A 25,021-nucleotide genomic window follows, 5' to 3' on the forward strand; every position below is an offset into this window, starting at 1 on the left:
GTTTCAACTATTAAACAGAATCTTTTCTGGGCCTTTATTTACAATGTTATCGGTATTCCCTTAGCTGCTGGTGTTCTGTATTCATTTAATGGATTTCTATTGGATCCTATGATAGCCGGTGCAGCTATGGCTCTAAGTTCAGTATCGGTTGTCAGCAATAGTTTAAGACTAAGGGCAACAAAATTATAATCTTCAATTAAAAGTACAGGAAATTATATAATTCATTAAAGGAATTCTATAAGGAACAAAGCCCCGATCAGAGCTAAATTTGTATAAGAAAAAGATTAAGAGAATTTAAAATCAAAAAGATGGAAGCATTAAAATTCAAAACAAACATTAAATGCACAGGATGCTTAGCTACCGTTACCCCTGTGTTAGATAAAGCGCTCGGTGAAGGTAATTGGGAAGTAGATTTACAGGATCCTCAGAAAACACTTACTGTGCCTGCTGATGCTTCAGAAAACGAAATTATAGCATCTATAAAAGAAGTAGGCTTCAATGCCGAGAAGGTATAGTTAATAAATAGTTTAGTTTGGTTGAGTGGAAAGCCCTTTTCATAAGGGCTTTCTCTTTTATAAAACACCTAACACACACCAGTTTTACAGAACATCTAATTATTTTACATGCTTCAACACCTTTGCTTCGAGATAAAATATTATTTCTTCGGCTATGTTTTTGCTTTGATCGCCCACCCGCTCTAAGCGGCGGATAATAGAAAGAACGTTCAGGGCCTGCTCAGTTTTCTCCAGATTATTGGTGATAAATACGGCTATATTTTTGTTAGCTTCCACATTTATTTCATCCAGGATCTCGTCCTGTTTAAATATACTTCGCGCAAGCTTGGTATCTTCTGTTTCGAAAGCCTTAAGTACATCTTCTACGGTTTTGATTGCACCTTCAAACATCTCATTAAAGCGCGTAGATTTTAACAAAGATTTATCAAAGGTTTCCTTCTCACTTATAATGAAAAGACTGATGCCTTCGGCAATATCTCCAATCCGCTCCAGATTATTTACAATTTTTAAGGTTGCAAGAACCAGCCTCAGATCCACAGCAACCGGATTATAAAGTGCAAAGATATTTTCGCAGTCCCGGTCAATATTCAGTTCCATTGAATTAACACGCTTTTCATTAGCAACAACTTCATGCGCAAAATCCTTGTCGAATGTTTGAAGAGAATGAGAAGCTTTTTGCAGCTGGCTTAAAACTAGTTGCCACATCTCGACTGTGTCTCCCTTTAATGCTTTTAATTCTTTTTCCAGATGTGTCATAGTGAGTTGGTTGTTGGTTGTTGGTTGTTGGTTGTTGGTTGTTGGTTGTTGGACTGCCGTACCTAACGAATTATTGTTTACTATTTGGTGTATACATGTTTTTGTTGGTCTTCTGTACCAAACGAATTTTTATTTACGCATTGGTGTGAATATGTTAGCTGATCATGGGCCGGCAAACATACCTGTCCCCTCCCAAAAACTAACAACCAACAACCAACAACTATTTCATCTAAATTTAACCAAACCGTCCCGTAATATAATTCTGCGTAGCATCTTTCGAAGGATTAGTAAAGATCTTATCAGTTTTATCGTACTCTATCAATTCGCCTAAATAAAAGAAAGCGGTTTTGTCGCTGATCCGCGCCGCCTGCTGCATATTATGCGTCACAATTACAATTGTAAAGTCTTTCTTCAAATCATAAATAAGCTCCTCAATTTTAGCTGTTGAAATCGGGTCAAGCGCCGAGGCAGGTTCATCCATTAACAATACCGATGGCTTCACTGCAATCGCCCTTGCAATACATAAACGCTGCTGCTGTCCTCCGGAGAGAGCTAAAGCAGACTTGTGCAGGTTATCTTTTACTTCATTCCACAATGCCGACTGATGTAAAGCACTCTCTACAGCTTCTTCCAAAACAGCTTTTGATTTCTCTCCATTGATGCGTAAACCAAATGCTACATTTTCAAATATAGTCTTAGGAAAAGGATTTGGCTTTTGAAATACCATTCCAATAGTTTTACGGTATTCATAGACATCAATGTCGTCATTATATATATCGATATCATCGATCAAAACCTGTCCGGTTATTTTCACATCAGAAATCAGGTCGTTCATACGATTAAAACAACGCAGAAAGGTGGATTTACCACATCCTGAAGGGCCTATAAAAGCTGTTACAGTATTCGGCAAGATCTTAATAGATACCTCTTTAAGTGCCTGCTTGGTACCATAATACAAACTAAGATCTTTCGTTTCCAGCTTGTATTTTCCTAACTCTTCTTCCATTATAAACTTGTTTTTTTATACCATTTGTTTCTAAGATAAATGGCTATCCCATTTAACATAAAAGTAAAGATCAGTAAGACTATTATTCCAGCAGCGGCATTTTCAATGAAACCTTGCTGTGGACGCGATGTCCAGTTATAAATTTGAATAGGCAGAGAAGTGAACTGGTCCATCGGCCCCTCAGGTATAAATGGAACGTAAGCCAAAGCTCCTACCACAATCAGAGGTGCGGTTTCACCAATTGCCCTTGAGATAGAAAGAATAATACCCGTTAGAATTCCGCCTAAAGATGCTGGTATTACGACCCTGGAAACTGTTTGCCACCTCGTCGCTCCCATGCCATATGACGCCTCTCTTAAGGAATCAGGAACCGCTTTAATCGCTTCGCGTGTTGCCACGATAATGACAGGCATGATAAGGAGGGCCAAAGTAAGCGCGGCTGCTAAAATACTGTTTCCCAGTCCAAGCGCCCTTACAAATATAGTTAGTCCCAGGATTCCATAAATTATCGAAGGAACACCCGCTAGATTTGAAATATTAATCTCGACGATTTTAGCAAATCTGTTCTTTGCTCCATACTCCTGAAGATATATTGCAGACATAATTCCTATTGGAAGTGCTATAATGATAGTGAATAATAGCAAACTAAACATACCGGCGAGAGCCGTGAAAATACCCGATTGTTCTGGATGCCGTGATGGGAAATTTACGAAGAACGACCAGTTTACTCTTCCTATTCCTTTTATCAAAATATCAGCAAATAATATCACCAGAATTAATAGCGCAAAGAAGGTGCAAAACATTCCGAAGGCATTGAATATTTTATCCTTGGTATTAGCAGAAATCAATCTTTTCTTACTCATAACGCTGGCTGTATTTTTTCCTCATCCAATAGCTGATATTGTTCAAAAGAAAAGTGAAAATGAAAAGTGTGATACCCGCAGCAAATATGGTGCGGTACTCCATTGAATCCTGTGGCACATCGCCCATACTAACCTGGACGATGTAAGTGGTTATCGTTTCAACGGATTCCAATGGATTAAACGTTAGTTTTGGCTCCTGCCCTGCGGCGATTGCTACGATCATGGTTTCTCCAAGTGCGCGGGAAATTGCCAGGATAACTGATACTATTATCCCCGAATTAGCAGCAGGTACAATTACTTTAAAAGCGGTCTGAAACCGGTTTGCCCCGAGTCCGTAGGATGCTTCTCTAAGTGATTTCGGGACAGCTCTTAATGCGTCTTCACTAAGAGATGTGATATATGGTATGATCATCACTCCCATTACCAGTCCGGGCGACAATGCATTAAATCCTGATAATCCCGGGATTATTTGCTGAAGCATCGGAGTAACAAACTGTAGTGCAAAAAATCCATACACTACAGTAGGAATCGCTGCGAGAACTTCCAGTATTGGCTTTACTATGCTTGTAAATTTCCTGGAAGCATATTCATTGAGATAAACCGCAATGGTTATTCCTACCGGTACAGCAAGAAGGATAGCAATAAAAGTGGTTAAAAGTGTTCCTGATAAAAGCGGTAAGATTCCAAAGTGTTTATCTTCGAAGAGTGGTGTCCATTGAGTATCAGTAAGAAAAGCAATAATGGAAACATCTTTGAAGAACTTAACGGTGTCAACAGACAGAACTATTATAATACCAATGGTAGTAAGCACCGAAACGAGGCTGCATAGAATCATTACTACTTCTATGACCTTTTCCGACCTTCTTATTGTTGCCATACTTATTCTTTATTGGATAAAAGTTCAAGCAGGTTTGCCCCTACCGTAGACTTATTTTCAAAAACTGAACCTGTGGTATTATTTTTAAACCGCTCTAATGACAATTGATATGCCGCGGCGGGCAATGCAACATATCCAACTTCTTCTGCCAGTTCCGCTGCATTTGCCAGGTAGAATTCGACGAACTTTTTCACATGCGGATTGGAAGCGGATTTAACATTGACATAAATAAATTCCGGACGCGACAAAGGTTGATATTGTCCGCTTTCGACAGTTAATTTTGTAGGAGATATTGCTTCCGAAGTCTCGTCCACTTTGACAGGAACTAATTTTAGCTTCTCTTTGTTTTCGGAATAATATGCTAACCCAAAATATCCAAGCCCATATTGATCTGACGAAACTCCCTGTACCAGCACATTATCATCCTCACTGGCCGTGTAATCACCACGTGACGCTTTTGCTTTGCCATTAATCGCTTCTGTGAAAAAATCGTAAGTACCAGAAGAAGTTCCCGCACCATATAAGTTTAAGGGAACATCCGGCCAGGAATCACGGACTTGTTTCCAGGTGTTGATCTTATCCTGACTTTCAGGAGACCACATTTTCTTTAGCTCTTCAACGGTGACATAATCAACAAAATCGTTCTTAGGACTAACTACAATCGCCATCCCGTCATAAGAAACAGGGATTTCTATGAACTCTATTCCATTTTCCCGGCTAATTTCCAATTCACTTTCACTAATTGGACGGGAAGCATTACTAATATCGGTTTCCCCGCGAAGGAATTTCTTGAATCCGCCGCCGGTACCCGATATCCCGACAGTTACCCTAATATCAGGTTCAATTTTTCGAAATTCTTCGGCAACTGCTTCTGTTACAGGATAGACACTACTGGAACCGTCGATATTTATTTTGCCCTTATACTCCTTAAAACAGGAAGTTAAAAGAAATGGAATTACTAATAAGCAATATTTGGCTCTGGATATTTTCATTCTTTCTTTTTAGGCCTTAATAGCTTTGTTTTGAAATACTAACTTAACAAGAAGCTTACCAAAAAAATTAATGTATAATTAAACAGAGTTTCTTCCGGGAAAAACAATCTTTAAAACACTTCACAAGTCTTTCAATTCCATAATCCTGCGGATTAGTTAACATAAAAAACACAAAGACTTAACAAAGGTCGGACATAGGATTCCGCATCAAGATTTACCCATATCATGCAAACGTATGATTATGGTCATTAACAATACCTTCCTGCCAAATTAATTCTGGCTAAAAGGAAATTGCCATGGAACCATCTAAAGACCCTCAATTATCTTCTGAACTTCAGGAGTTATACCTTGAAAATAAAGGATGGCTAGCTGATGAGTTCTTTTTTGAAGATGAAACACGCTTCATCAAAAGTTGATGAATGATTTTTTCCTGCCGGCGATTAAACAAAATCACTTACTGGAAATGCAGGCCGTCCAGTTAAACCTCCAAACGCTCGGAGAATGGCGGGCTCATTTAAAATCTCTGATTGGAAAGAATCAGCGGGTGTTAGAAATATCTTTGTCGGAACCCGATAATCCTGCAAAAAGAAAAATCATCCCACTTTCTTGATAAAGAATAAGGTCACCCTTCCTGAAACAGTAGAACCTGGACTAAGTAAGTCCTGTGAGTATTTCGCGAAAATCAAAACAATTTTTTTTTGCAGGATGTATTATAAGTATTGAAGGTCAAAAAACATATTTATGTATAAGAAATTCCTAATAATGCTTCTGGCATCTTTTGTAATAATGTATGGTGTGATGTTCTTGAACGTGGATAGGTTTGAGCACATTTATTTAAGTACCTCCCGATTTTATATGACGCTACTTATGGTTTCTCCAATGGCGCTACTCATGCTTGCTCTCATGCCCACGATGTACAATAATAAAAAACTGAATACCATAATTACAATCACAAGCATCGCAGTATTTATTCTTTCATTAAGTTTCCTGAGAACTCAGACACTGATAGCGGATGAACAATACATGAAAGCGATGATTCCTCATCATTCATCTGCAATACTGGTTAGTCAGGAAGCACAGTTAAAGAACCCAAAAGTTAAAAAGCTAGCCGAAGAAATCATCAAGGCTCAGGAAAAGGAAATATCGGAGATGAAACAACTATTAAAAGAATTGGAAACGGAATAAAATTCCAAGTTTGAACACTTTTAATCACAATAAAAATCATAAACTATGGCACACCAAAAATTTCAGGACTGCATTGATGCTTGTGTAGCATGTGCAGTAGCTTGCAACCATTGCGCAAGCGAATGCTTAAAAGAAGACGACGTTAAAATGATGGTCAGGTGTATTGAACTTGACATGCAGTGCGCTGCCATCTGTCGCGCATCTTTTGAAATAATGAGCCTTGGCAGTGACTACAGCTCCCAGATGTGCAGGATATGTGCTGATGCTTGTAAAGCTTGTGCTGAAGAATGTGAAAAACATGCTTCGATGGGTATGGACCATTGCCGTGAGTGTGCAGAGGCTTGCCGCAGATGCGCTGAGGCTTGTGAAGAAATGGCCGTTGCAGCTTAACAATATAATCCACAACATTTCACCTATAGAATGGTGTATGAATAGGAAAAAGCGCGGCACCTTATTGTGGGTGACGCACTTTCTCAATCTACTCTAATAATTAATACCAGGATTCTGAGGCTGTAATTTCGGATTACGAGCAATCTCTATAGATGGAACTGGCCAGATTGATTTGTTTTCTTCAGCAGATCTTCTGCAAGGCGGAGAACAATGATAATATCACCTTAACATGTGTTTGAACTAATATTATCCCTTTCTTAACATATCTGCATATTCATTTGGAAGCGGACTTTCTTCAACGGCTCTGGCTGCCTTTTCGACATTATATTCAAATCTGATAAACTCCACGTTAATGCTGTCTTTGTTTGTAACCGAACTATCCGTGTTTATGGAAAGAATCACATAACCTCCCCTGGGGTCCCCATCTTTAGGTTTACCGACTGATCCGATATTTATCGCGTGTCGGAAATGCACGTTTGCTTCGTCCCCAGAATTTAAAATTCTGTGATAAGGCTTATGTGTATGACCAAAACACATAATGTCTGCTTCAGCCTCTTCCATTATGCGCATCATGCTTTTTTCCGGGCGATCTTCAAACAGATACTCGTTGACCTTCCGCGGGCTACCATGTACAAAGAGAATATTTCGCTTTACTCCATCAAGAATAAACTCCAACCGAATGTGTGAGGGTAAGGTTCTTAAATAAGCCCGTTCTTCGGTATTAATTACTTCATTAGTATACGAAATGGAAACTTTGCCCATTTCCTTATCCTTTTCTGTTTGATAGGCACATCCGCAATCATCACTGCTTCGGCCTACACCAAAATCATAATTTCCTGTTATGGTGGGGATACCACGTTTTCTAATTTCGTTGATTACTTCATTGGGCCAGATATTGTATCCCACCAGGTCGCCCAGACAATACACTGCATCAGTATTTCGTGTTTCTAGGTCTTTAAAAAATGCTTCCAGTGCAGGAAGGTTCGCGTGTATATCAGAAAACAATGCTATTCTCATGAGATAATCTTAATTAGTTTAGTGTAGTGACAGGTGTGTAGTATTTCTTCCGTAACCAAAAAGCAACATTTACCAAGGCAATTAATGCAGGAACTTCGACCAATGGACCGATAACACCCGCGAATGCCTGCCCGGAATTGATTCCGAAAACTCCGATAGCTACCGCGATTGCGAGTTCAAAATTATTACCGGTTGCCGTAAAAGCAATAGCTGTGCTTTTTGAATAGTCAGCGCCGAAATATTTCCCTGCAAAGAAACTAACCAGGAACATGACTACGAAATAGATCACTAAAGGAATAGCGATTCTTACTACATCCATCGGAATTTGCACAATCAGTTCACCTTTCAGGCTGAACATCACCACGATTGTAAAAAGTAATGCGATTAATGTTATTGGAGATATAAAAGGAACAAATTTAGTCTGGAACCACTCTTCGCCTTTTAATTTAATGAGGGTATAACGGCTAATAATCCCAAAGGCAAATGGAATGCCCAGGTAAATTCCAACACTTTCTGCTATCTGGCCTATAGAAATATCTATTTGCAGTGACTCAAGCCCGAAATAAGGCGGTAAAACCGTTATGAATACATAGGCGTAAACGCTGTAAAGCAGCACTTGAAATATACTGTTCAAAGCAATCAGTCCCGCGCCGTATTCCCGATTACCTTCCGCCAAATCGTTCCAGACGACCACCATTGCTATGCACCTGGCTAATCCAATTAATATCAGCCCAACCATATATTCGGGGTAATCTCTCAGAAAGAAAATCGCCAGGAAGAACATCAGAATTGGCCCGATAACCCAGTTCAGGAACAACGATGCACCCAAAACCTGGGTGTCTTTAAAAACCTCGCCCATATTCTCGTACTTAACTTTAGCCAGTGGGGGGTACATCATCAAAATTAATCCAATTGCAAGAGGAATGTTTGTTGTACCACTGGAAAAAGAATTTATAAAAACAGAGGAGGATGGGATGAAAAATCCAATGCCTACTCCAAGCACCATCGCAAGTAGAATCCATAAGGTCAGGTATCGGTCGAGAAAGCCTAATTTCTTTCTTTCTAATGCTGGTGCGCAGTTGGTTGCTGACATAATCGATAAAAGGTAAAAGTGGAAAACGGAAAACTGAAAACGGAAAACGGAAAACTGAAAGTTGACAATGGCAGTGCTTGCTTAACAACATCCAGATCCAGGGGCGCAACTTTCAGCGACCACGGGATTTTTTACCGCAGCTATGCTTTTAATAACACCTGAAGCCGGAGCACAGACTTCCTCACCTTTCTCGTTAGTCCCACACGATCCACCTCTTCCGATCGCTTTACATTGAACAGCATCCGGACGCAAATCAACGATTAGATTTTCTCCCTCGATCTTAATTTCTCCCGGAAACATCTGACGGGTATCAAACTGCGAATTACCGAACTCAATTTTGACAGTCGCTTGTGGATTTAAAGCTAGTTTATTTTCAACCACCTCAATTATTGAAAGAGCTTTTCTTACTTTCATGGCTCTTTCCTGCTGTTTCTCGCCGGGCTCCCATAATTGAACAATAATTTCAGTCCAGCTATTCATTACCCCTCCGCAGTCGACAGATACAATAGGCGCTTGTTTTATTTCAGTGATGTGATAAGAAGCTTCTACTAACTTATTCTCTGCGTATTCGAATTGCAGGTCAAGCCCTGGATTTAAGAGCAATTGTTCCTTGAACGACTGCCAGTTTAATGTTTGTGAATTATTCATTTTAATAAAAGGTTTATTGCAATATTACGTTCATTATATTCAAATTTTTTTAGCAGCAGTTAGCGGGTCCTTTATAAGTTGAAAGGAAAAGGCTTAATTCGTTCTTTAATAAATCCCAGGCAGTAGGGTTAATGCAGTAGCAAACACTCGCCCCTTCAATTGTACCCTGGATGAGCCCGGCATTCTTCAATTCCTTGAGATGCTGAGAAATGGTAGCCTGAGCCAATCCTAATTCGCCTACAAGATCTCCGCAGATGCACGTATTAACAATCATGATCCGCTGAAGAATTGCTATACGCGCCGGATGGGCGATCGCTTTTAACAACATGGCGAGTCTGTTTTGTTCTTCCGTAAATATCTCTGTTTTAGTTATTCCCATTTTATTGCAATATTACGATATAAAATTTATTAAATCAAATCTGAGAAAGCAATTTTTCGTAAACGTTCAATATTTCACTAAATTAACACTAGCTTGATGGCTGCGGGCTTTAAGGTTCCTGCTAAGCCTATGGTTAAATTAAAATATTGGGCTGAAGAAGTTTCCGCAAATCGCAAGACTGTTAAGAACAGATTTATTTATACAAACTTGAAGACAAGATTCACTTAAAAAAACTTAAATTATGACTAATTACTCTATCATTGCTCAAATAATAGTCGCATTGTCAATTGGATATGTTTGGATATTCCGTTTTGATAATATTGTAAAGGAATTTAAACAATACGGTTTGAGTGACTTAACCCGTAACATTGTGGGGGCGGCTAAAATAGCTTTATCAACACTGCTTGTCGCTGGCATTTGGTATCCGTCCTTAGTACTTGTCCCGGCCCTTGCCATAGCTCTACTTATGGTTTCAGCACAATATTTCCATTTTAAAGCCAGCAATCCCTGGCAAAAGCATATCCCTTCTTTGTTTCTGCTAATCCTTTGTCTTTCCATTGCTGCCATATCATTACAATTTGTATAATGAATTTACTTAAAATCCTGATTTTTATTTCCAGCCTATCTTTTTTGATTTATGGAATTGCATATTTCAGATCAGACGAAATGAAAAATGAGTTCAAACGTTTCGGACTTGAAAAAGTGGGACCTCTTACTGCAGTTTTGGAAATACTTGGGGCAGTAGGGTTGCTCATAGGTTTGAAATATCATTCGATTTTACTCGTTTCAGCGGGAGGGCTAGCAATATTAATGCTCCTGGGTGTCATAGTCCGACTAAAAATTAGAGATTCTCTTTTGGTTACGCTTCCAGCAGTATTTTTCATGATACTAAACTCATACATATTTTATGCTTCGCTCCACTATTATGATAATTAATCTTCCGCGCAGGAAAGGGTACATCCTAACCATGCAGGTTCTCAAAGACGCGTTTATTCTGGCCTAAATTTTGCTTCGATATTTCCAACAAATTCAAACCGGGAAAACCAGAATTGCTATTTATATCGTAGATAAATGGAAATTATGTAAAAAAATCCCTGAGTTATATAAATACTCATGTCAATTATAGATTATCTTTGACAATCCAAACAGAGAACCCTAAATGAAAAAGGTATTCCTTACTATATTAGCTTTCTTCTATCTTGGCGTTTCTTCCGGAGCGACAGTGGATATCCATTTCTGCATGGGTCAGCTGACAAATTGGGGATTTTCTCAAAGTGAATCCGAAAAATGCAATAATTGCGGCATGGAAAAAGGCATTTCGCCCGACTGCTGCAAGGATAAACAACATAAACTTACCGTAAAAGAATCGCCTAAAGCTTCATCTACAGTCTATCAATTTCACACCTTAGGTTTAAGTATACCACTGAGCGTTTATAACCATCCCGGGATTATTAATAGTAATCTGAGAGAGATTAGTGTACTTAAGGATTCTCCACCCCCAAATCAGTCAATTCCAGCTTTTATTCGCAACTGTACCTTCCGTATCTGAATCCTTTTGTAGGTTAAAATCCTATCTTAATATTCATCTTACACATTTATTTTAAACAAATCATTGAACATATCATGCACAGCATGGTGGTTCGCTTATTAATTAATTATCATGAAAAAGATATTATTGACCGTTGCACTAATTGCAACAACCCTTGTGCAGACCAGCTTTGGACAAGAAAAAACTTCTGATATTTTCGCACAATATTACGCGATTAAGGATGCTCTGGTAAGTGGAAATGCAAGTCTGGCGAATACCAAAGCCGTTGCATTTGTCAAATCGGTGGCTGACGACACTACGCTGCCTGAGGCAGGCCGTACAAGCCTGGTAAAGGATGCTGCAAAAATCGCTGCTACCAAAGACATTAAAAAGCAAAGGGAATATTTCTCTGGTTTCTCTGATCAAATGTATGAATTGGCTAAATCCGCAAAACTAAACAAAGAACCAGTCTATAAAGCTTATTGCCCAATGGCAAAAGGAAGCTGGCTGAGCAGTTCTAGTGCGATAAAGAACCCATATTATGGAAGTGCTATGCTTACCTGTGGTAAAGTTGTAGAAACCATTAAATAAACTAATCGTTTTAAGGCATCGGCATTAATAGCCGATGCCTTTTCTGCTATTAAGTAAATTAAATATCTTCCGGCATATTTCTTGAGGAATTACACGAACCATAAATAAAACACAAAACATGAAAACCTTTATTTTAAGCCTAACTCTTGTATCAATTATTTTTGCTGCATGCAACAATGATGCAACTAAAAATGAAGTTTCGGACAGTACAATTACGGCAGCTACAACCGACAACGTAACAACAGAAAGTAAAATGCCTGCTGATGATATTTTGGCTGGTTATCTCAAAATCAAGAATGCGCTTACGAATGATAATGACAAAGAAGCTGCATCGACTGCAACAGAATTAGCTAATGCCTTAAAAGCGATAGATAAATCAGCATTTAATGCGGACCAAAGTAAAGTGTTCGCTGATATCGAAGCTGATGCAATCGAACATGCGGAGCACATTGCTTCAAATGCAGGTAACCTTGTTCATCAGCGTGAGCATTTTGAGACCTTAAGCGATGAAATTTACGAATTGGTAAAAGCTACAGGTGCCGGACAAAAACTTTACTACACAAACTGTCCAATGTATAACAACAACAAGGGGGCTAATTGGCTGAGTGAAACTAAAGAAGTTAAAAACCCTTATCTGGGACAGGAGATGCTTACCTGTGGAACTGTGAAAGAGGAACTTAATTAAACAATGAGCAGAACAAAAATAGGATTAGTTGTCTTATTAAGTATTCTGGTTGTTATTCAGTTTTTTCAGCCTGCGCGCAATGAGAGCGTGCAGGTTGAAACTTCAAACATTGCTACAACAATCGATGTCCCAGATAATGTGCAGGCCATACTGCAAAATTCCTGTTATGACTGTCATAGTAACAATACCCGATATCCCTGGTATTCAACCTTGCAGCCTGGGGCATGGTGGATGGCATCACACGTAGAAGAAGGAAAAGAGGAACTGAATTTTGATGATTTTGCAAACTATTCTAAGCGCAGAAAGCTTAGTAAGCTAAAGGCTATGCAAGGTGCCATTGAGGACGAAAGCATGCCACTGCCTTCTTATACCTTCATACACCGGGCCGCCATACTCTCGGAAAAGGATAAACAACTATTAAAAGACTGGTTAGATAAAACCAGAAATGAAATTTCTATCTCCGAAGCGCGCGAATAGAAAAATAAAATAAAAAAGATGAATAAGCTTCTCTTAATTATAGTCCTTCTTTGCTTCGAGCAAAGATTATTTGCGGAACGTCCTGACCATTCGCATTCGATTTCTGCCGCCCTACAATTAATATACTCCTGCCCCATGCATCCGGAGGTGAAATCTAACAAACCCGGTAATTGTCCTAAATGTGGGATGAAGCTTGTGGCGCAGAAGGCGACTAAACCTAAAACACCTGCTCCTGCTAAAAAAGCGCCGGCTGCAAAACCCGCCAGCCCTGCTAAAAAGGCCAGCCCTGTGCCGGCTAAAAAAACTACGCCCGCTAAGAAGGAAAACATGGACGGAATGACCATGCCTGAAAAAAAACAGGCTGCCCCTGCACCAGTTAAACCGGTTTCAGAACCTTCTGAAGGTCATGAGGGTCACGAAATGCCGATGGCTGGAAAAGATAGTCTGGAAGGTGAAGAAGAGATGGATCCAATGAAAATCGCAAAGGCCAATCTTGGTACTATTCGGACGATTCCAAATAACACTCCCCCACGTACAGTTCGCTATGACTTATATATCGCAGATACAACGGTAAATTTCACGGGCAAATCCAAACGTGCAATTGCAGTAAACGGCCAGATTCCAATGCCAACACTAACCTTTACCGAGGGTGACACGGCCGAGATTCATGTCCATAACCGCTTAAAAGAAAAAACCTCACTTCATTGGCATGGTCTATTTCTACCCAACAAGTATGACGGTGTGCCCTACTTGACACAGATGCCAATCGAGCCAGGAGCGACACATATTTACAAGTTTCCTATTATTCAGAATGGCACTCACTGGTACCATAGCCATTCCGGTTTACAGGAACAAATTGGTATGTATGGATCCTTTATTATGAATAAAAGAGAAGAATGGGACATACCTACCATTCCGATCACATTGAGCGAGTGGACTGATATGAATCCAAAAGAAGTTGACCGAAGCCTGCACGCCGCTACAGACTGGTTTGCCATTCAAAAGGGCGCTACTCAAAGTTATTCCGAAGCAATAAAGGGCGGTTATTTCAAAGTAAAGGTGGCAAATGAATGGAAACGGATGAATGCCATGGATGTTAGCGATGTATATTACGACCGGTTTCTAATTAATGGCAAAAATCAAAGCGAACATCGTCAATTTAAAGCTGGAGATAAAGTTCGTCTTCGCCTGGCCAATGCAGGAGCTTCAACTTATTTCTGGTTAAAATATTCTGGAGGCAAAATGACGGTGGTTGCAACCGATGGTAATGACGTCGAGCCAGTTGAAGTCGACAGGCTGATCATAGCGGTTTCCGAAACCTATGATGTGGTGGTCACCATACCGGAAGATAAAAGTTATGAGTTTCTGGCCACGTCAGAAGATCGTACAAAATCGACCTCTTTATGGCTGGGCAGCGGACCTAAAGTCCCTGCTGAACCCATGGCACGTTTGAAATATTTCGCAGGCATGAAGATGATGAATGAGATGATGGACATGCAGGGCAATATGGTGCAAATGGATGGTATGAGAATGCAAAATCAGATTATGGACATGAACACGGTGATGTATCCTGAAATAACAGGTCCCGAGAATGTGGAAGAAGAAGTACCTGCCGACACTGCCGCTAAAATGAACATGAACGACAAGGATATGCCGATGGATCACTCCGGTCATGATATGTCAGAAATGGACGGCAGCACCGCAGATATCGTGACATTGAACTATAACATGCTGCGCGATCCAAAAAACACTACTCTTCCGGCTGGGCCTATGAGAGAAATAAGGTTCGATCTTACGGGGAATATGAACCGTTATGTATGGACCCTTGACAATAAAACAGTTTCTGAATCCGATAAGATCCTGATTAAAAAAGGTGAGAATTTAAGAATTATCTTGTTCAACAACAGTATGATGCGCCATCCAATGCACCTGCATGGCCATGATTTCCGGGTGTTAAACGACCAGGGCGAAAATGCTCCCATGAAAAACGTTCTGGATATTATGCCTATGGAACTGGATACTATCGAATTTGCTGCAACAGAACCGGGCGGCGATTGGTTCTTCCATTGCCATATCTTGTATCACATGATGAGCGGAATGGGAAGGGTCATTAGTTATGAGAACTCCCCGCCAAATCCGGAGATACCAAATCCAAAACTAGCTCAGCGCGGGCTTTTCCGTGATGACAGGATGTTTCATGCTATGGGACAAATAGGATTGGAAAGTAATGGCAGCGATGGTGAGTTTATGCTCGCTAACACCCGGTATCGCCTGTCTACCGAATGGCGGATTGGCTTAAATCAAGATCATGGTAATGAAGTAGAGACCTATTTTGGGCGTTTTATTGGCAGAATGCAGTGGTGGTTTCCTTTTGTAGGTTTCGATTATCATCGTAATACTATGGACAATATGTCCGAGAAAAATATGTTCGGTCAAATAAGTAATCAGGATAATCGTAAAGCCTTCGTAACCGGAGTTCAATACAACCTTCCGATGCAGGTTATTGCCGAGGCACGGGTTGATAGTAAAGGGAAATTCCGTTTCCAGTTAATGCGAGAAGATTTTCCTCTTAGCCCAAGAATCAGATTGAATATGATGGGAAACACAGATAAAGAATATATGGGAGGCCTGCGCTATATTGTTAGCAAATATCTCTCTCTCTCTACTCACTATGACAGCGATATGGGTTATGGTGGTGGAATAACTGTAACTTATTAATTTCGATCGACTTAATGATCCACATCGTTCTCCATTTTCTAGTTCCTGCAATTACAGCGTTTCTTTTTTATAAAAAAAATCGCTTGAAAGCCTGGCTGATTATGATTGCAACCATGGCTGTGGATCTGGATCATTTACTAGCAAACCCCATATATGACCCCAACAGGTGTAGCATAGGTTTTCATCCTTTGCATTCCTACATTGCTGTGGTCATATATTGCGGGTTGCTATTTATCCCCAAGTTGAGATTGGTTGCATTGGGTCTGGTTATTCACATGGCATTAGATTACATCGATTGTTTTGTTTGAAAGTATTGGAAAATATAAACTAGAAACTATCCAGCCATCCAAAATTCTTAGCCAGAATTTCTAATTTATTTTGCCTGATTTCGCCTAAAAATGATTGAGCAACGGGCGATAACTTCTTATCCTTCAGCCATATCAATCTCCATACTGATTTAACAGGCAAGCCGGAAACAGAAATAATTTGCAATTGATTTGTCAACAACTCAGTATGAACTCCGATTAAAGGCATAACCGAATAACCCAAACCCGCCATCACCGCCTGCTTTATCGCTTCGTTAGAAGTCAGCTCCATTTTCTTTCGGACCTGCACTTTACTGGTTTCAAAAAAGTTTTCCATCACAACCCGGGTGCCGGAACCTTGTTCGCGGTAGATCAATGGAATCTTTCCGAAAATAGATCTATCATAAGGAACTTTAGTAAACTTCTCCTGTCCATTGCCTATTAAATAAAGCCGGTTCTCCATCAATATTTCTTCTTCAACCTCAATTTTCGCTGGTAAGACCGAAACCAGCGCAAAGTCAATCTCATTCTTTTCAAGACTCTCTAGCACCTTTGATCTATTGGTTACATCCATAGTGAGTTCTATGTTCGGATGCTTTTTAAGAAACTCTGTTAAAAAATAGGGCATGATGTACTTGCCGGTCGAAACGATCGCCAGCTTAAGTCTCCCTGATAGAATCCCTTTATAGGTTAGGGTTTTGTAATTGATAGCATAAACCTCGTTGATAATACGTTCTGCCATACCGGCTATCTCATAACCGAAATCCGTGATATGTATTTGTTTCCCTATCACTTCTGCCAAAGGGATGTCAAACTGATTTTGCAGGTTTTTGAATTGAATTGAAACAGCAGGTTGGGTTAGAAATAATTCAACCGCAGCCTTCGTAATGCTTTTTGTTTCGACAATTTTTAAGAAAACCTGTAACTGGTGGAAAGTATAGTTCATTAAAATAGTTTATGATTATCATAACAAATATAAATGATAACATATGCATTACCAGTAATAAATTTGCACAGAAAAAAAAATCATTGATAAGAATATTTACAAATGGATATCACGGTAGCTAAAGGAATTTTTTCTTCAAAAGATGCTGAAGAATTGATCACACAGATTATACATATTAAAATTAAATATCATGAAATGAAGGCCTCGGCAGGCCGCTATGATTCCCGGATCGTAAAAATGAGAGAGAAACAGATTATTCAATTGCAAAAAGATCTGTTTGAATTCCAAAGGTATATACAACATAATCCTGATAAAATATATCTGAATGCAGGGATTGAAATAATAGGCTATGAAGCTCAAAACTAGATAAGCTGCTGAATAATTGATTACACCCATCCAGGTATCACTAAATCCATGAAAATAAAAACAAAAGCAATAGAATACTATTCACTCCAAAAAGCATTGTATCGATTTTATCAGTTGATAAATGTCGAACGTAAAGAAATCACGAGCGTCTACTTTTATGCGGTTATCAGTGGATTTATTTTACTTTCTCTTCCGTTAGGGATACAGGCCATAACCAATTTATTATTTGGCGGTACGCTAAGCACTTCTCTGGTCGTACTAATCGGGATTGTCATTGTTGGGGTATTGTTAAATGGCATCTTGCATGTGGCACAAATGCGGATCATCGAGCGCATGCAGCAGCGAATTTTCACTCGCCTTACATTTTCCTATGCTTATCGTATTCCCAGAATTAGTCTACTGAGTATTGATGAATACTACCTGCCAGAATTGGTCAACCGCTTTTTCGACACGGCCAATTTACAGAAAGGCTTTTCCAAATTGATATTGGATTTTCCGTCAGCATCGATCCAGATCGTTTTCGGATTGATTTTATTGTGCTTTTATCATCCGGTATTTATCGTTTTTGCTTTAATTATCATCACTTTGGTTCTGTTAATCTTTTATTTTACAAGCGCAAAGGGTTTCAAAACAAGCGTCATTGAATCCGACTACAAGTACGATGTCGCCCATTGGCTCGAAGAAATTTCCCGGGCTATCAAAACGTTTAAGTTTAATCAGGACCACAACCTGCATCTCAACAGGACTGATAAACTGGTGAATGGTTATCTGACGGCAAGAGATTCGCATTTTTCGGTACTGCTTTCCCAATATCGCGTCATGATTGCATTTAAGGTTCTCATTACAGCTGCCATGCTCATTATCGGTTCCTACCTGTTTATCAATCAGCAAATCAATCTTGGTCAGTTCATCGCGGCCGAAATTATAATCATAACGATACTCAATTCAGTCGAGAAAATGATTGTAAGCCTCGAAGTAGTATATGACGTACTTACGTCGCTGGAAAAGTTAAACAAGGTACTTGATAAACCCCAGGAAGAGGAGGTTGAAGCTGATATGTATACGGACTTTTCGGCTGCGACCGGTTTAGATATAAAGATAAACAACTTGTCTTTTGGCTATACCAACGAAAAGCCTGTAATTGAAAACGTGCAACTTCATATCCTTTCCGGTGAAAAAATATGCATTATGGGTGCAGAAGGTTCTGGAAAATCCACATTGCTTATGATTTTAGCTGGTATCTATCACGAATTTTCAGGAAATATCCTTTTTAATGATGTTCCGATTAAAATGATATCCAGAAAGGTGCTTCATGAAAACGTCTCCATATTTCTTGCTGATGAAGAATTATTCAGCGGCACTTTGGAGGATAACCTCACAATAGGGAATAAATCGATTACTCTCGCGGAACTCGATAGAATTTGCGCGATAGTGGGACTGACAGACTATATCCGCAGTCAGCAGAACGGCTACCACAGCTTTCTGGATCCCCAAGGTCGAAAATTATCCTACAACATCGTTCAGAAAATCTTGCTTGCCCGCTGTCTGGCGATAAAACCGAAATTGCTTTTACTTGAAGATGGCTGGGCTGGCATAGAATCAACGATAAGGCAACAGGTAATAGAATATTTGACCGACACTAAACAGGAATTTACGCTGATAGTGGTAACTAACGATGAGATACTAGCAAGCCACTGTCAACGGCGGGTGTATTTTGACAAGGGGTCAATTAAACTTAAAAATTAAAAAGGCTAATATGTTTTTAGATTCGAATATTTCACCCAGCCAATTCAATAAGTTTAAATCTTTTGAAAAGGTAATGAGACCGGACCGCTCAAAGGCGAGCAAGAAATACATGGTGCTATTCCTGTTCATCGCGTTTGCGGTACTCCTATCATTACCCTGGACACAAACTATCCAGTCAGTTGGCCAGGTATCTACCTTAAATCCGAGGGAGAGACCTCAGCAAATAAATAGTGTAATTGCAGGAAGGATTGCTCAGTGGAACGTTAAGGATGGCGATATTGTTAAAAAAGGCGACACCCTTGTACGGATTACAGAAATCAAAGAAGAATACCTGGATCCCTCTCAAATTATCCGCGTAGGCGAACAAATCAGTGCTAAAGATGCAACCATTGGCTTCTATTTAGATAAAGCGTCGGCAGAAGGATCACAATCCGTAGCATTATCTAATTCAAGGAAATTAAAATTAGACCAGGTTAAAAACAAATTAAAGCAGTATCGACTACTTGTACAATCCGACAGTATAAGTTTCATCGCTTCAAAAAACCATCTCGAGATAGCTTCACAACAACTGGAACGTCAACGGCAATTATACGATGCCGGATTAAAGTCGCTCACAGAATTCGAACAGAGACAGCAAGCCTATCAGGATGCGCTCTCGCGAAAAATCGGTTCTGAAAACAAGTTTTATAACAGCCGGAATGAGTTGCTAAATGTAATGATCGAACAGTCGGCCGTAGAACAGGAATATATGGAGAAGATATTAAAAGCTGATGGCAGTCGTTATTCAACGCTTTCAGACATTGCCACTACCAGAAGTGAGGTGGCTAAGCTGAAAAATCAAATATCTAACTATCGTTTAAGACGGGACTTCTATGTTATCACAGCTCCACAATCTGGCCAGGTAATAAGAACGAGTAAAGCGGGCATTGGAGAAACATTAAAAGAGGGCGATCCTTTACTGGAAATTGTACCTCTCACATTTAAAGTTGCAGTTGAAATTTTTGTAGATCCAGTCGATTTACCATTGGTTAATAATGGACAGAAAGTTCGTCTACAGTTTGATGGCTTCCCGGCAATTGTATTTTCGGGATGGCCTGATTCATCTTACGGAACTTTTGGGGGTGAAATTACCGCTGTTGACCCTTCCATAAGTACGAATGGAAAATTTCGTGTGTGGGTGGTCCCGGATCCCAGGGATAAGCCATGGCCAGATGAAATAAAATATGGATCTGGAGCAAAAGGGATCGCCTTGCTGAACGACGTGCCTATTATTTATGAACTGTGGCGACAATTGAATGGATTTCCACCGGAATATTACACCGTTGCGGCCACACAGGAAAAGAAAAAGGTAAATGAAGAATAAACACATAGGCGTTTTCTTATTGCTGTTTTTTGCTAGCCAAACTTTTGCAGCGGAGGGTGTTGATACATTGAACTGGACAAAATTCAAAGAGATAATAAGTCTTCACCATCCTGTAATGGCAAAAACTTATTTAATAGAAGCCCAGGCTAAAGCGCGTATGCGACAAGCCTGGGGGAATTTCGAACCGGCGCTGTCTTACAATTATGAAAACAAAGAGTTTGTGGGATTAAATTATTATCGATTTTCTTCCCCTGAAGTGAAATTACCGCTTTGGCTTGGTATGGACTTGAAAGGCAATTACGACCGGGCTGAAGGGTCCTTTCTTAATCCCGAAAATAAGCTTCCAACTGAAGGGTTGAGCAGCCTGGCCCTGAATATTCCTTTGGGTAAAGGCCTTTTAATGGATAAGCGCAGGGCGACATTAAAACAGGCTTCGGTCTTCCGGGAAGCAAGCGAAATTGAACAGGTACGCATCATCAATGACTTGCTCAGGGAAGCTGGTGAAGCCTATACAAATTGGCAAACCTGGTATCAAATCGATGAATTATATGACCAGGCTCTCGTTTTGGCAGAACAACGCTTTAAGGCGGTAAAGGATGGTTTTGCAGGCGGCGACAGGCCAGCAATAGATACTACTGAAGCGCTAACCCAGGTACAACAACGGCAGATAAGCTCCCAGCAGGCGAAAATACAATTGCAAAACTCTTTATACGAATTAAGCACATTTTTGTGGTTGCCCGAAAGCAAGCCGATGGAAGTAGAAGGGCTTTCGCTTATTCCTCAAAAAGACGAGATTTCCCTTTCTGGAAACCTAAGTCCGACTATCGACAATAATCCCAAACTGAGGATCTTTGACTTTAAACTGCGTGATCTTGAAATAGAAAGACGTCTGAAAGCAGAAAATCTTCGCCCTACTGTTGACCTTCAGTTGGGCCTGTTAAACAGCGGCTTAAGTAATTTTAGAAACCTGAATGCCAGTTACTGGGAGAACAACAACAAGATAGGTCTTAAGGTATCCTTTCCCTTAACCTTTGCTTCTGCAAGGGGTGATCTGGCAGAATCTGTAATTAAAATCAAGGATACCCAAATAGAACAAAGCTTAATGCGAAATGGACTCGAGGTGAAAATGAAACAGAATAGAGCTGAACTTAATACCCTTCAAGCCCAGCTTAATCTCATGGAACAGACGCTGCAAGCTCATCAGAGACTTTTAAAAGGTGAAGAAATTCGCTTCTCCTTAGGTGAAAGCTCTCTTTTCCTGATCAATGCCCGTGAAAATAAGCTACTGGAAATCCAGGAGAAAATACTCGAAACAGAGAATAAAATATTGAAAAATGGCTTAGAAGGTAAATGGCTTACTGGGGGTTTAATCGATTAATAAGATAAGATATCAGTCCATATGGTAGGCCTGAAACTCATCATGGATTAAGTAAGAATTACTTCCGATACGTTTTTTCGGGAAGCCTCAAACAACTTCTTCGCAGCTTCAATCCTTACTCTTTTTTGTAAATACAAACCGTGTTACTCAATTTCAGGTTTTTGCCAGGGAACGCTTCCTCCTTTTTGGATTTGCTTTATAAGTAACTTTTGTAGTCTTCTGTAATGATCTACATGAGTATTTATTAGATTCTGCCTTTCCTGGGGGTCTTCTGAAAGATTATAAAGTTCATAAGGACCAAATGGACTGTTTTGAAGCAGTTTCCAATTATCAGAAATTACTGCCTGTATTGTTTGTCCTCCGTACAATGGATTCCCTTCTCTTCTAGTAAAGAAAACAGGACGTTCTTTAAGTTTTACCATCGGATGCCTCAGCACAGGAAGCAGGCTCACACCATCAATTGTGTGGTTTATTTTAGCTCCGGTGATTTCACTGATCGTAGGATAAATATCCATTGTGAGCGCGAGCTGGTTGCTAAAAGAACCAGCTTTGATATGGTTCTTCCATACAAAAAATGCAGGAATCCTCAACCCTCCCTCATAAACACTTTGCTTCCCATCTCTCAATGTTCCATTATATCCGCCCATTTCCAGATGACCGCCGTTATCACTTAGAAAAATAATAAGGGTATTATCATACATCCCGGTTTCCTTTAGTGTGCGAATAACGTTTCCTATACCATGGTCTAAATGCTCAATTAATGCCACCAGTTTAGCCCTCCCTTCAGATATTCCAGGCTCCCGTGCTTTAACCTTAGTCAACCACTCGACGGGAGGCTGAATAGGAAAGTGTGGAGCATTATAAGCCAGATATAGAAAAAAAGGATCTTTGCTATTCTTTTGTTTCCGGATATAATCTATTCCCCAATCAGAGAATAAATCTGTTGAGTGGCCTTGAGGTTGAATTTCCTTCTCGTTCTCACGCATAAAGTTTTTTCCGTTACGAAGGTGTGTCCAATAATCATCCATCATATCGTCCAGAAAACCATGAAAAAAATCAAAACCTTTTCTATTGGGTGTGTTGGGATCTTCTAAACCCATGTTCCATTTACCAATTATCGCAGTATTATAATTTGCTTGCTTTAAAAGTTTTGGGATCAGAATGGCATCAGGCTTCAAGTATCCAAAGTTATCTTCAGGTTTTGATCTTACCAAACCAGGAACACCTACCATTTCAGGGTAACGCCCGCTCAACAAAGATGCCCGGGTAGGAGAACAAACTGGTGAATTTGCATAAAATCGATCAAACCGCATTCCAGCATTAGCTAACAAATCGATGTTAGGCGTTCGAATGTCGCGTTTACCATAATAAGAGAGATCATGAGACCCCAAATCATCTGTAAGGATGATTAATATATTAGGCCTTTGCTCTTTTTTGGGATTTGCAAAGGTATAAAATGAGGCAAAGGACAATAATAGAACTACAGCACTTTTAATTTTTATATAATCCATGCTTTTAAATTAATCATATAAATATTGAATCGGAAAATCCCAGTTAGACGGGAATAAGTATTGAATATAATAGAACTGGATGCAATAATCTTTACTATTCGAAATTACCTTATTATTTCTTATCGCCCTACTCGATGTTAACCGCTTCGCGTATTTTTTACACCCAGAAAGTATACAGCATCTCAAGTATCTCTAAAACACAAAACCTGCTATTCAGATCCTCCCTTCGCGTTTGATTAAGATCACTAATGCAAGTGATTAATCTCATTAAAGAACTATCAAAGTTTTTATTATTTAGCGAATCAAACTACCCACTATAGAATTAATAACAAATGTGTTGATGGCTTTTACTTTCAACATTATGCACAAGAGAAAATCTTTTGAATCGGTTTGATTTAAAATAAGCAAACACACATTGAGTGCTTAGTATTTTATTTGGGAATTAGACGAGGATAACTATTAAATATGAAAGAACACTATCAAATTTTAATTGTCGGCGGTGGAAATGCAGGTATATCTGTCGCGTCGCAATTATTGATTAAAAACAAAAAATTGAGTATCGGTATTATCGAACCATCTGACAACCATTACTACCAACCTGCATGGACTTTAGTTGCAGCCGGTGTTTTTGACATAAAGAAAACGGTAAGAAAAGAAGCTGACCTCATCCCCCGGGGGGCAGAATTAATAAAAGATAGTGTCACAACTTTTAATCCCGAAAATAATTCCCTGTCTTGTAAAAGTGGCCAAAAGCTTACCTACGACTACTTAATTGTCGCCCCTGGTATACAATTGGATTGGGATAAAATAAAAGGTTTGAAAGAAAACCTTGGCAAGAATGGGGTTTGCAGCAACTATTTATTTGATCAGGCACCCTACACCTGGCAGATTCTCAAAAATTTAAAGGCGGGCAAAGTTATTTTCACTAACCCGAATACACCGATCAAATGCGGTGGTGCTCCACAAAAAATTATGTATTTAGCTGCAGACCACCTAAGAAAAAAAGGGCTTTTGAAAGATTCAGAAGTTCATTTTTATAGCGGAGGGGGGATAATATTCGGGGTTAAAAAGTATGCAGACGTTTTAAACAAAGTTATTGCCCGGTATGGTATAAAAACACATTTTGGTCACAATCTGATAGAAATTGATGGCGATAAAAAGATAGCATATTTCGAAACTAAAGATTCATCGGGGGAAACCGTTTTAGTGAATCAGGAATATGATATGATCCATGTTACCCCGCCGCAATCTGCACCGGATTTTATCAAGAACAGTCCTCTCGCCGTTAAAGACAACCCTTTAGGATGGGTAGACTTAAACATGAATACCTTGCAACATAACGTTTTCCCCAACATTTTCGGCTGCGGCGATGCCGGCAGTACACCAAACGCTAAGACTGGGGCTGCCATCAGGAAACAAGCACCGGTACTCGTCCAGAACTTATTAAGATTGATAGAAGGGAAAACTTTAGATGAAAAATACACTGGTTATGGATCCTGCCCTTTAATCACCGGTTATGGCAAACTGGTCTTAGCAGAATTTAATTACGCCAATGAACCTATGGAAACATTTCCTTTCGATCAGGGGAAAGAACGATATAGCATGTGGCTGCTAAAGACAAAAGTATTACCCTGGTTGTATTGGAATAAAATATTAAAGGGAACTGCGTAGGATTATGTTCAGCAA

General features: G+C 39.7%; 29 protein-coding genes. 18 read left to right on the forward strand and 11 right to left on the reverse strand.

All coding sequences use genetic code 11. From position 1 onward, the window contains the following. Together WBJ10_RS04120 and WBJ10_RS04125 are read left to right on the forward strand one after the other, a co-directional pair. Positions 1-189: hypothetical protein (locus tag WBJ10_RS04120; protein ID WP_424288283.1), on the forward strand; the 189-nt coding region annotated here is incomplete at its 5' end. Positions 190-308: 119 nt separating this feature from the next. Continuing rightward, positions 309-515, forward strand: a complete 207-nt coding sequence (locus WBJ10_RS04125) for a heavy-metal-associated domain-containing protein (protein WP_424288284.1) — start codon at positions 309-311, stop codon at positions 513-515. Positions 516-614: 99 nt separating this feature from the next. On the opposite strand, the gene phoU is transcribed toward WBJ10_RS04125, so the two are convergent. The 5 genes from phoU to WBJ10_RS04150 all read right to left on the reverse strand — a co-directional run bounded on the left by phoU (position 615) and on the right by WBJ10_RS04150 (position 5,009). Next, positions 615-1,271, reverse strand: a complete 657-nt coding sequence (phoU, locus tag WBJ10_RS04130; RefSeq protein ID WP_424288285.1) for a phosphate signaling complex protein PhoU — start codon at positions 1,269-1,271, stop codon at positions 615-617. A 235-nt stretch (positions 1,272-1,506) separates the two neighbouring features. Further along, entirely contained in the window at positions 1,507-2,277 is a 771-nt protein-coding gene (pstB, locus tag WBJ10_RS04135) for a phosphate ABC transporter ATP-binding protein PstB (protein WP_424288286.1), read from the reverse strand. Further along, positions 2,277-3,140 (reverse strand): phosphate ABC transporter permease PstA, encoded by an 864-nt coding sequence (gene pstA / locus WBJ10_RS04140; RefSeq protein WP_424288287.1) that lies wholly within the window; start codon positions 3,138-3,140, stop codon positions 2,277-2,279. Before pstA ends, pstB begins: the two co-directional genes overlap by 1 nt. Further along, positions 3,133-4,017: a phosphate ABC transporter permease subunit PstC gene (gene pstC, locus WBJ10_RS04145; protein ID WP_424288288.1), complete on the reverse strand. Its 885-nt coding sequence runs from the start codon at positions 4,015-4,017 to the stop codon at positions 3,133-3,135. Before pstC ends, pstA begins: the two co-directional genes overlap by 8 nt. Positions 4,018-4,019: 2 nt before the next feature. After that, positions 4,020-5,009 (reverse strand): PstS family phosphate ABC transporter substrate-binding protein, encoded by a 990-nt coding sequence (locus WBJ10_RS04150; RefSeq protein WP_424288289.1) that lies wholly within the window; start codon positions 5,007-5,009, stop codon positions 4,020-4,022. 415 nt (positions 5,010-5,424) lie between these two features. On the opposite strand from WBJ10_RS04150, the gene WBJ10_RS04155 reads away from it, so the two are divergent. From WBJ10_RS04155 to WBJ10_RS04165, 3 genes are all read left to right on the forward strand, one after another. After that, positions 5,425-5,619 (forward strand): hypothetical protein, encoded by a 195-nt coding sequence (locus WBJ10_RS04155; protein ID WP_424288290.1) that lies wholly within the window; start codon positions 5,425-5,427, stop codon positions 5,617-5,619. A gap of 131 nt (positions 5,620-5,750) precedes the next feature. Beyond that, positions 5,751-6,194: a DUF305 domain-containing protein gene (locus WBJ10_RS04160; RefSeq protein WP_424288291.1), complete on the forward strand. Its 444-nt coding sequence runs from the start codon at positions 5,751-5,753 to the stop codon at positions 6,192-6,194. Between the two features lie 147 nt (positions 6,195-6,341). Then, complete coding sequence (locus WBJ10_RS04165) at positions 6,342-6,584, forward strand: four-helix bundle copper-binding protein (protein ID WP_424288292.1); 243 nt, start codon at positions 6,342-6,344, stop codon at positions 6,582-6,584. 246 nt (positions 6,585-6,830) lie between these two features. Here the strand turns inward: WBJ10_RS04165 and WBJ10_RS04170 are convergent, their stop codons facing one another. The 4 genes from WBJ10_RS04170 to WBJ10_RS04185 all read right to left on the reverse strand — a co-directional run bounded on the left by WBJ10_RS04170 (position 6,831) and on the right by WBJ10_RS04185 (position 9,721). Continuing rightward, positions 6,831-7,601, reverse strand: a complete 771-nt coding sequence (locus WBJ10_RS04170; RefSeq protein WP_424288293.1) for a metallophosphoesterase family protein — start codon at positions 7,599-7,601, stop codon at positions 6,831-6,833. A 13-nt stretch (positions 7,602-7,614) separates the two neighbouring features. After that, a complete protein-coding gene (arsB, locus tag WBJ10_RS04175; protein WP_424288294.1) occupies positions 7,615-8,694 on the reverse strand; it encodes an ACR3 family arsenite efflux transporter in 1,080 nt (359 codons plus the stop codon). Between the two features lie 81 nt (positions 8,695-8,775). After that, the gene (locus tag WBJ10_RS04180) at positions 8,776-9,342 is read right to left on the reverse strand and encodes a DUF6428 family protein (protein ID WP_424288295.1); all 567 of its coding nucleotides are present in this window, start codon (positions 9,340-9,342) and stop codon (positions 8,776-8,778) included. A gap of 49 nt (positions 9,343-9,391) precedes the next feature. Then, positions 9,392-9,721 carry an ArsR/SmtB family transcription factor gene (locus WBJ10_RS04185; protein WP_424288296.1) on the reverse strand — a complete coding sequence of 110 codons (330 nt, stop codon included), beginning with the start codon at positions 9,719-9,721 and terminating at the stop codon, positions 9,392-9,394. A gap of 241 nt (positions 9,722-9,962) precedes the next feature. Here WBJ10_RS04185 and WBJ10_RS04190 point away from each other — a divergent pair, with 241 nt between their 5' ends. The 8 genes from WBJ10_RS04190 (at position 9,963) to WBJ10_RS04225 (ending at position 16,028) form a co-directional block, all read left to right on the forward strand. Further along, the gene (locus tag WBJ10_RS04190; RefSeq protein ID WP_424288297.1) at positions 9,963-10,307 is read left to right on the forward strand and encodes a DoxX family protein; all 345 of its coding nucleotides are present in this window, start codon (positions 9,963-9,965) and stop codon (positions 10,305-10,307) included. Next, a complete protein-coding gene (locus WBJ10_RS04195) occupies positions 10,307-10,657 on the forward strand; it encodes a DoxX family protein (protein WP_424288298.1) in 351 nt (116 codons plus the stop codon). Before WBJ10_RS04190 ends, WBJ10_RS04195 begins: the two co-directional genes overlap by 1 nt. Positions 10,658-10,880: 223 nt before the next feature. After that, positions 10,881-11,270, forward strand: a complete 390-nt coding sequence (locus tag WBJ10_RS04200; protein ID WP_424288299.1) for an HYC_CC_PP family protein — start codon at positions 10,881-10,883, stop codon at positions 11,268-11,270. A 111-nt stretch (positions 11,271-11,381) separates the two neighbouring features. Then, on the forward strand, positions 11,382-11,840 hold the full coding sequence (locus tag WBJ10_RS04205) for a DUF3347 domain-containing protein (protein ID WP_424288300.1): 459 nt from the start codon (positions 11,382-11,384) through the stop codon (positions 11,838-11,840). 118 nt (positions 11,841-11,958) lie between these two features. After that, entirely contained in the window at positions 11,959-12,525 is a 567-nt protein-coding gene (locus WBJ10_RS04210) for a DUF3347 domain-containing protein (RefSeq protein WP_424288301.1), read from the forward strand. 3 nt (positions 12,526-12,528) lie between these two features. Continuing rightward, the gene (locus WBJ10_RS04215) at positions 12,529-13,002 is read left to right on the forward strand and encodes a heme-binding domain-containing protein (RefSeq protein ID WP_424288302.1); all 474 of its coding nucleotides are present in this window, start codon (positions 12,529-12,531) and stop codon (positions 13,000-13,002) included. An 18-nt stretch (positions 13,003-13,020) separates the two neighbouring features. Continuing rightward, entirely contained in the window at positions 13,021-15,720 is a 2,700-nt protein-coding gene (locus tag WBJ10_RS04220) for a multicopper oxidase domain-containing protein (RefSeq protein WP_424288303.1), read from the forward strand. 14 nt (positions 15,721-15,734) lie between these two features. Beyond that, entirely contained in the window at positions 15,735-16,028 is a 294-nt protein-coding gene (locus tag WBJ10_RS04225) for a DUF6122 family protein (protein WP_424288304.1), read from the forward strand. A gap of 19 nt (positions 16,029-16,047) precedes the next feature. Here WBJ10_RS04225 and WBJ10_RS04230 read toward each other — a convergent pair whose 3' ends face one another. Beyond that, on the reverse strand, positions 16,048-16,971 hold the full coding sequence (locus tag WBJ10_RS04230) for a LysR family transcriptional regulator (RefSeq protein WP_424288305.1): 924 nt from the start codon (positions 16,969-16,971) through the stop codon (positions 16,048-16,050). A 102-nt stretch (positions 16,972-17,073) separates the two neighbouring features. On the opposite strand from WBJ10_RS04230, the gene WBJ10_RS04235 reads away from it, so the two are divergent. Genes WBJ10_RS04235 through WBJ10_RS04250 form a run of 4 tightly spaced genes read left to right on the forward strand, consistent with a single transcriptional unit; the run spans position 17,074 to position 21,824 of the window. After that, positions 17,074-17,337, forward strand: a complete 264-nt coding sequence (locus WBJ10_RS04235) for a hypothetical protein (RefSeq protein ID WP_424288306.1) — start codon at positions 17,074-17,076, stop codon at positions 17,335-17,337. A gap of 48 nt (positions 17,338-17,385) precedes the next feature. Then, entirely contained in the window at positions 17,386-19,083 is a 1,698-nt protein-coding gene (locus WBJ10_RS04240; RefSeq protein WP_424288307.1) for a peptidase domain-containing ABC transporter, read from the forward strand. A gap of 10 nt (positions 19,084-19,093) precedes the next feature. Continuing rightward, positions 19,094-20,446, forward strand: a complete 1,353-nt coding sequence (locus WBJ10_RS04245) for an HlyD family secretion protein (RefSeq protein WP_424288308.1) — start codon at positions 19,094-19,096, stop codon at positions 20,444-20,446. Next, positions 20,436-21,824, forward strand: coding sequence for a TolC family protein (locus tag WBJ10_RS04250; protein ID WP_424288309.1), 1,389 nt, complete (start codon positions 20,436-20,438; stop codon positions 21,822-21,824). Before WBJ10_RS04245 ends, WBJ10_RS04250 begins: the two co-directional genes overlap by 11 nt. A 143-nt stretch (positions 21,825-21,967) precedes the next feature. On the opposite strand, the gene WBJ10_RS04255 is transcribed toward WBJ10_RS04250, so the two are convergent. Beyond that, positions 21,968-23,335 (reverse strand): sulfatase family protein, encoded by a 1,368-nt coding sequence (locus WBJ10_RS04255; RefSeq protein WP_424288310.1) that lies wholly within the window; start codon positions 23,333-23,335, stop codon positions 21,968-21,970. A gap of 465 nt (positions 23,336-23,800) precedes the next feature. Here WBJ10_RS04255 and WBJ10_RS04260 point away from each other — a divergent pair, with 465 nt between their 5' ends. Continuing rightward, positions 23,801-25,006: an NAD(P)/FAD-dependent oxidoreductase gene (locus WBJ10_RS04260; RefSeq protein ID WP_424288311.1), complete on the forward strand. Its 1,206-nt coding sequence runs from the start codon at positions 23,801-23,803 to the stop codon at positions 25,004-25,006. The last annotated feature ends 15 nt before the right edge of the window (positions 25,007-25,021 follow it).

The organism is Daejeonella sp. (assembly GCF_049655485.1).
Classification (GTDB): domain Bacteria; phylum Bacteroidota; class Bacteroidia; order Sphingobacteriales; family Sphingobacteriaceae; genus Daejeonella.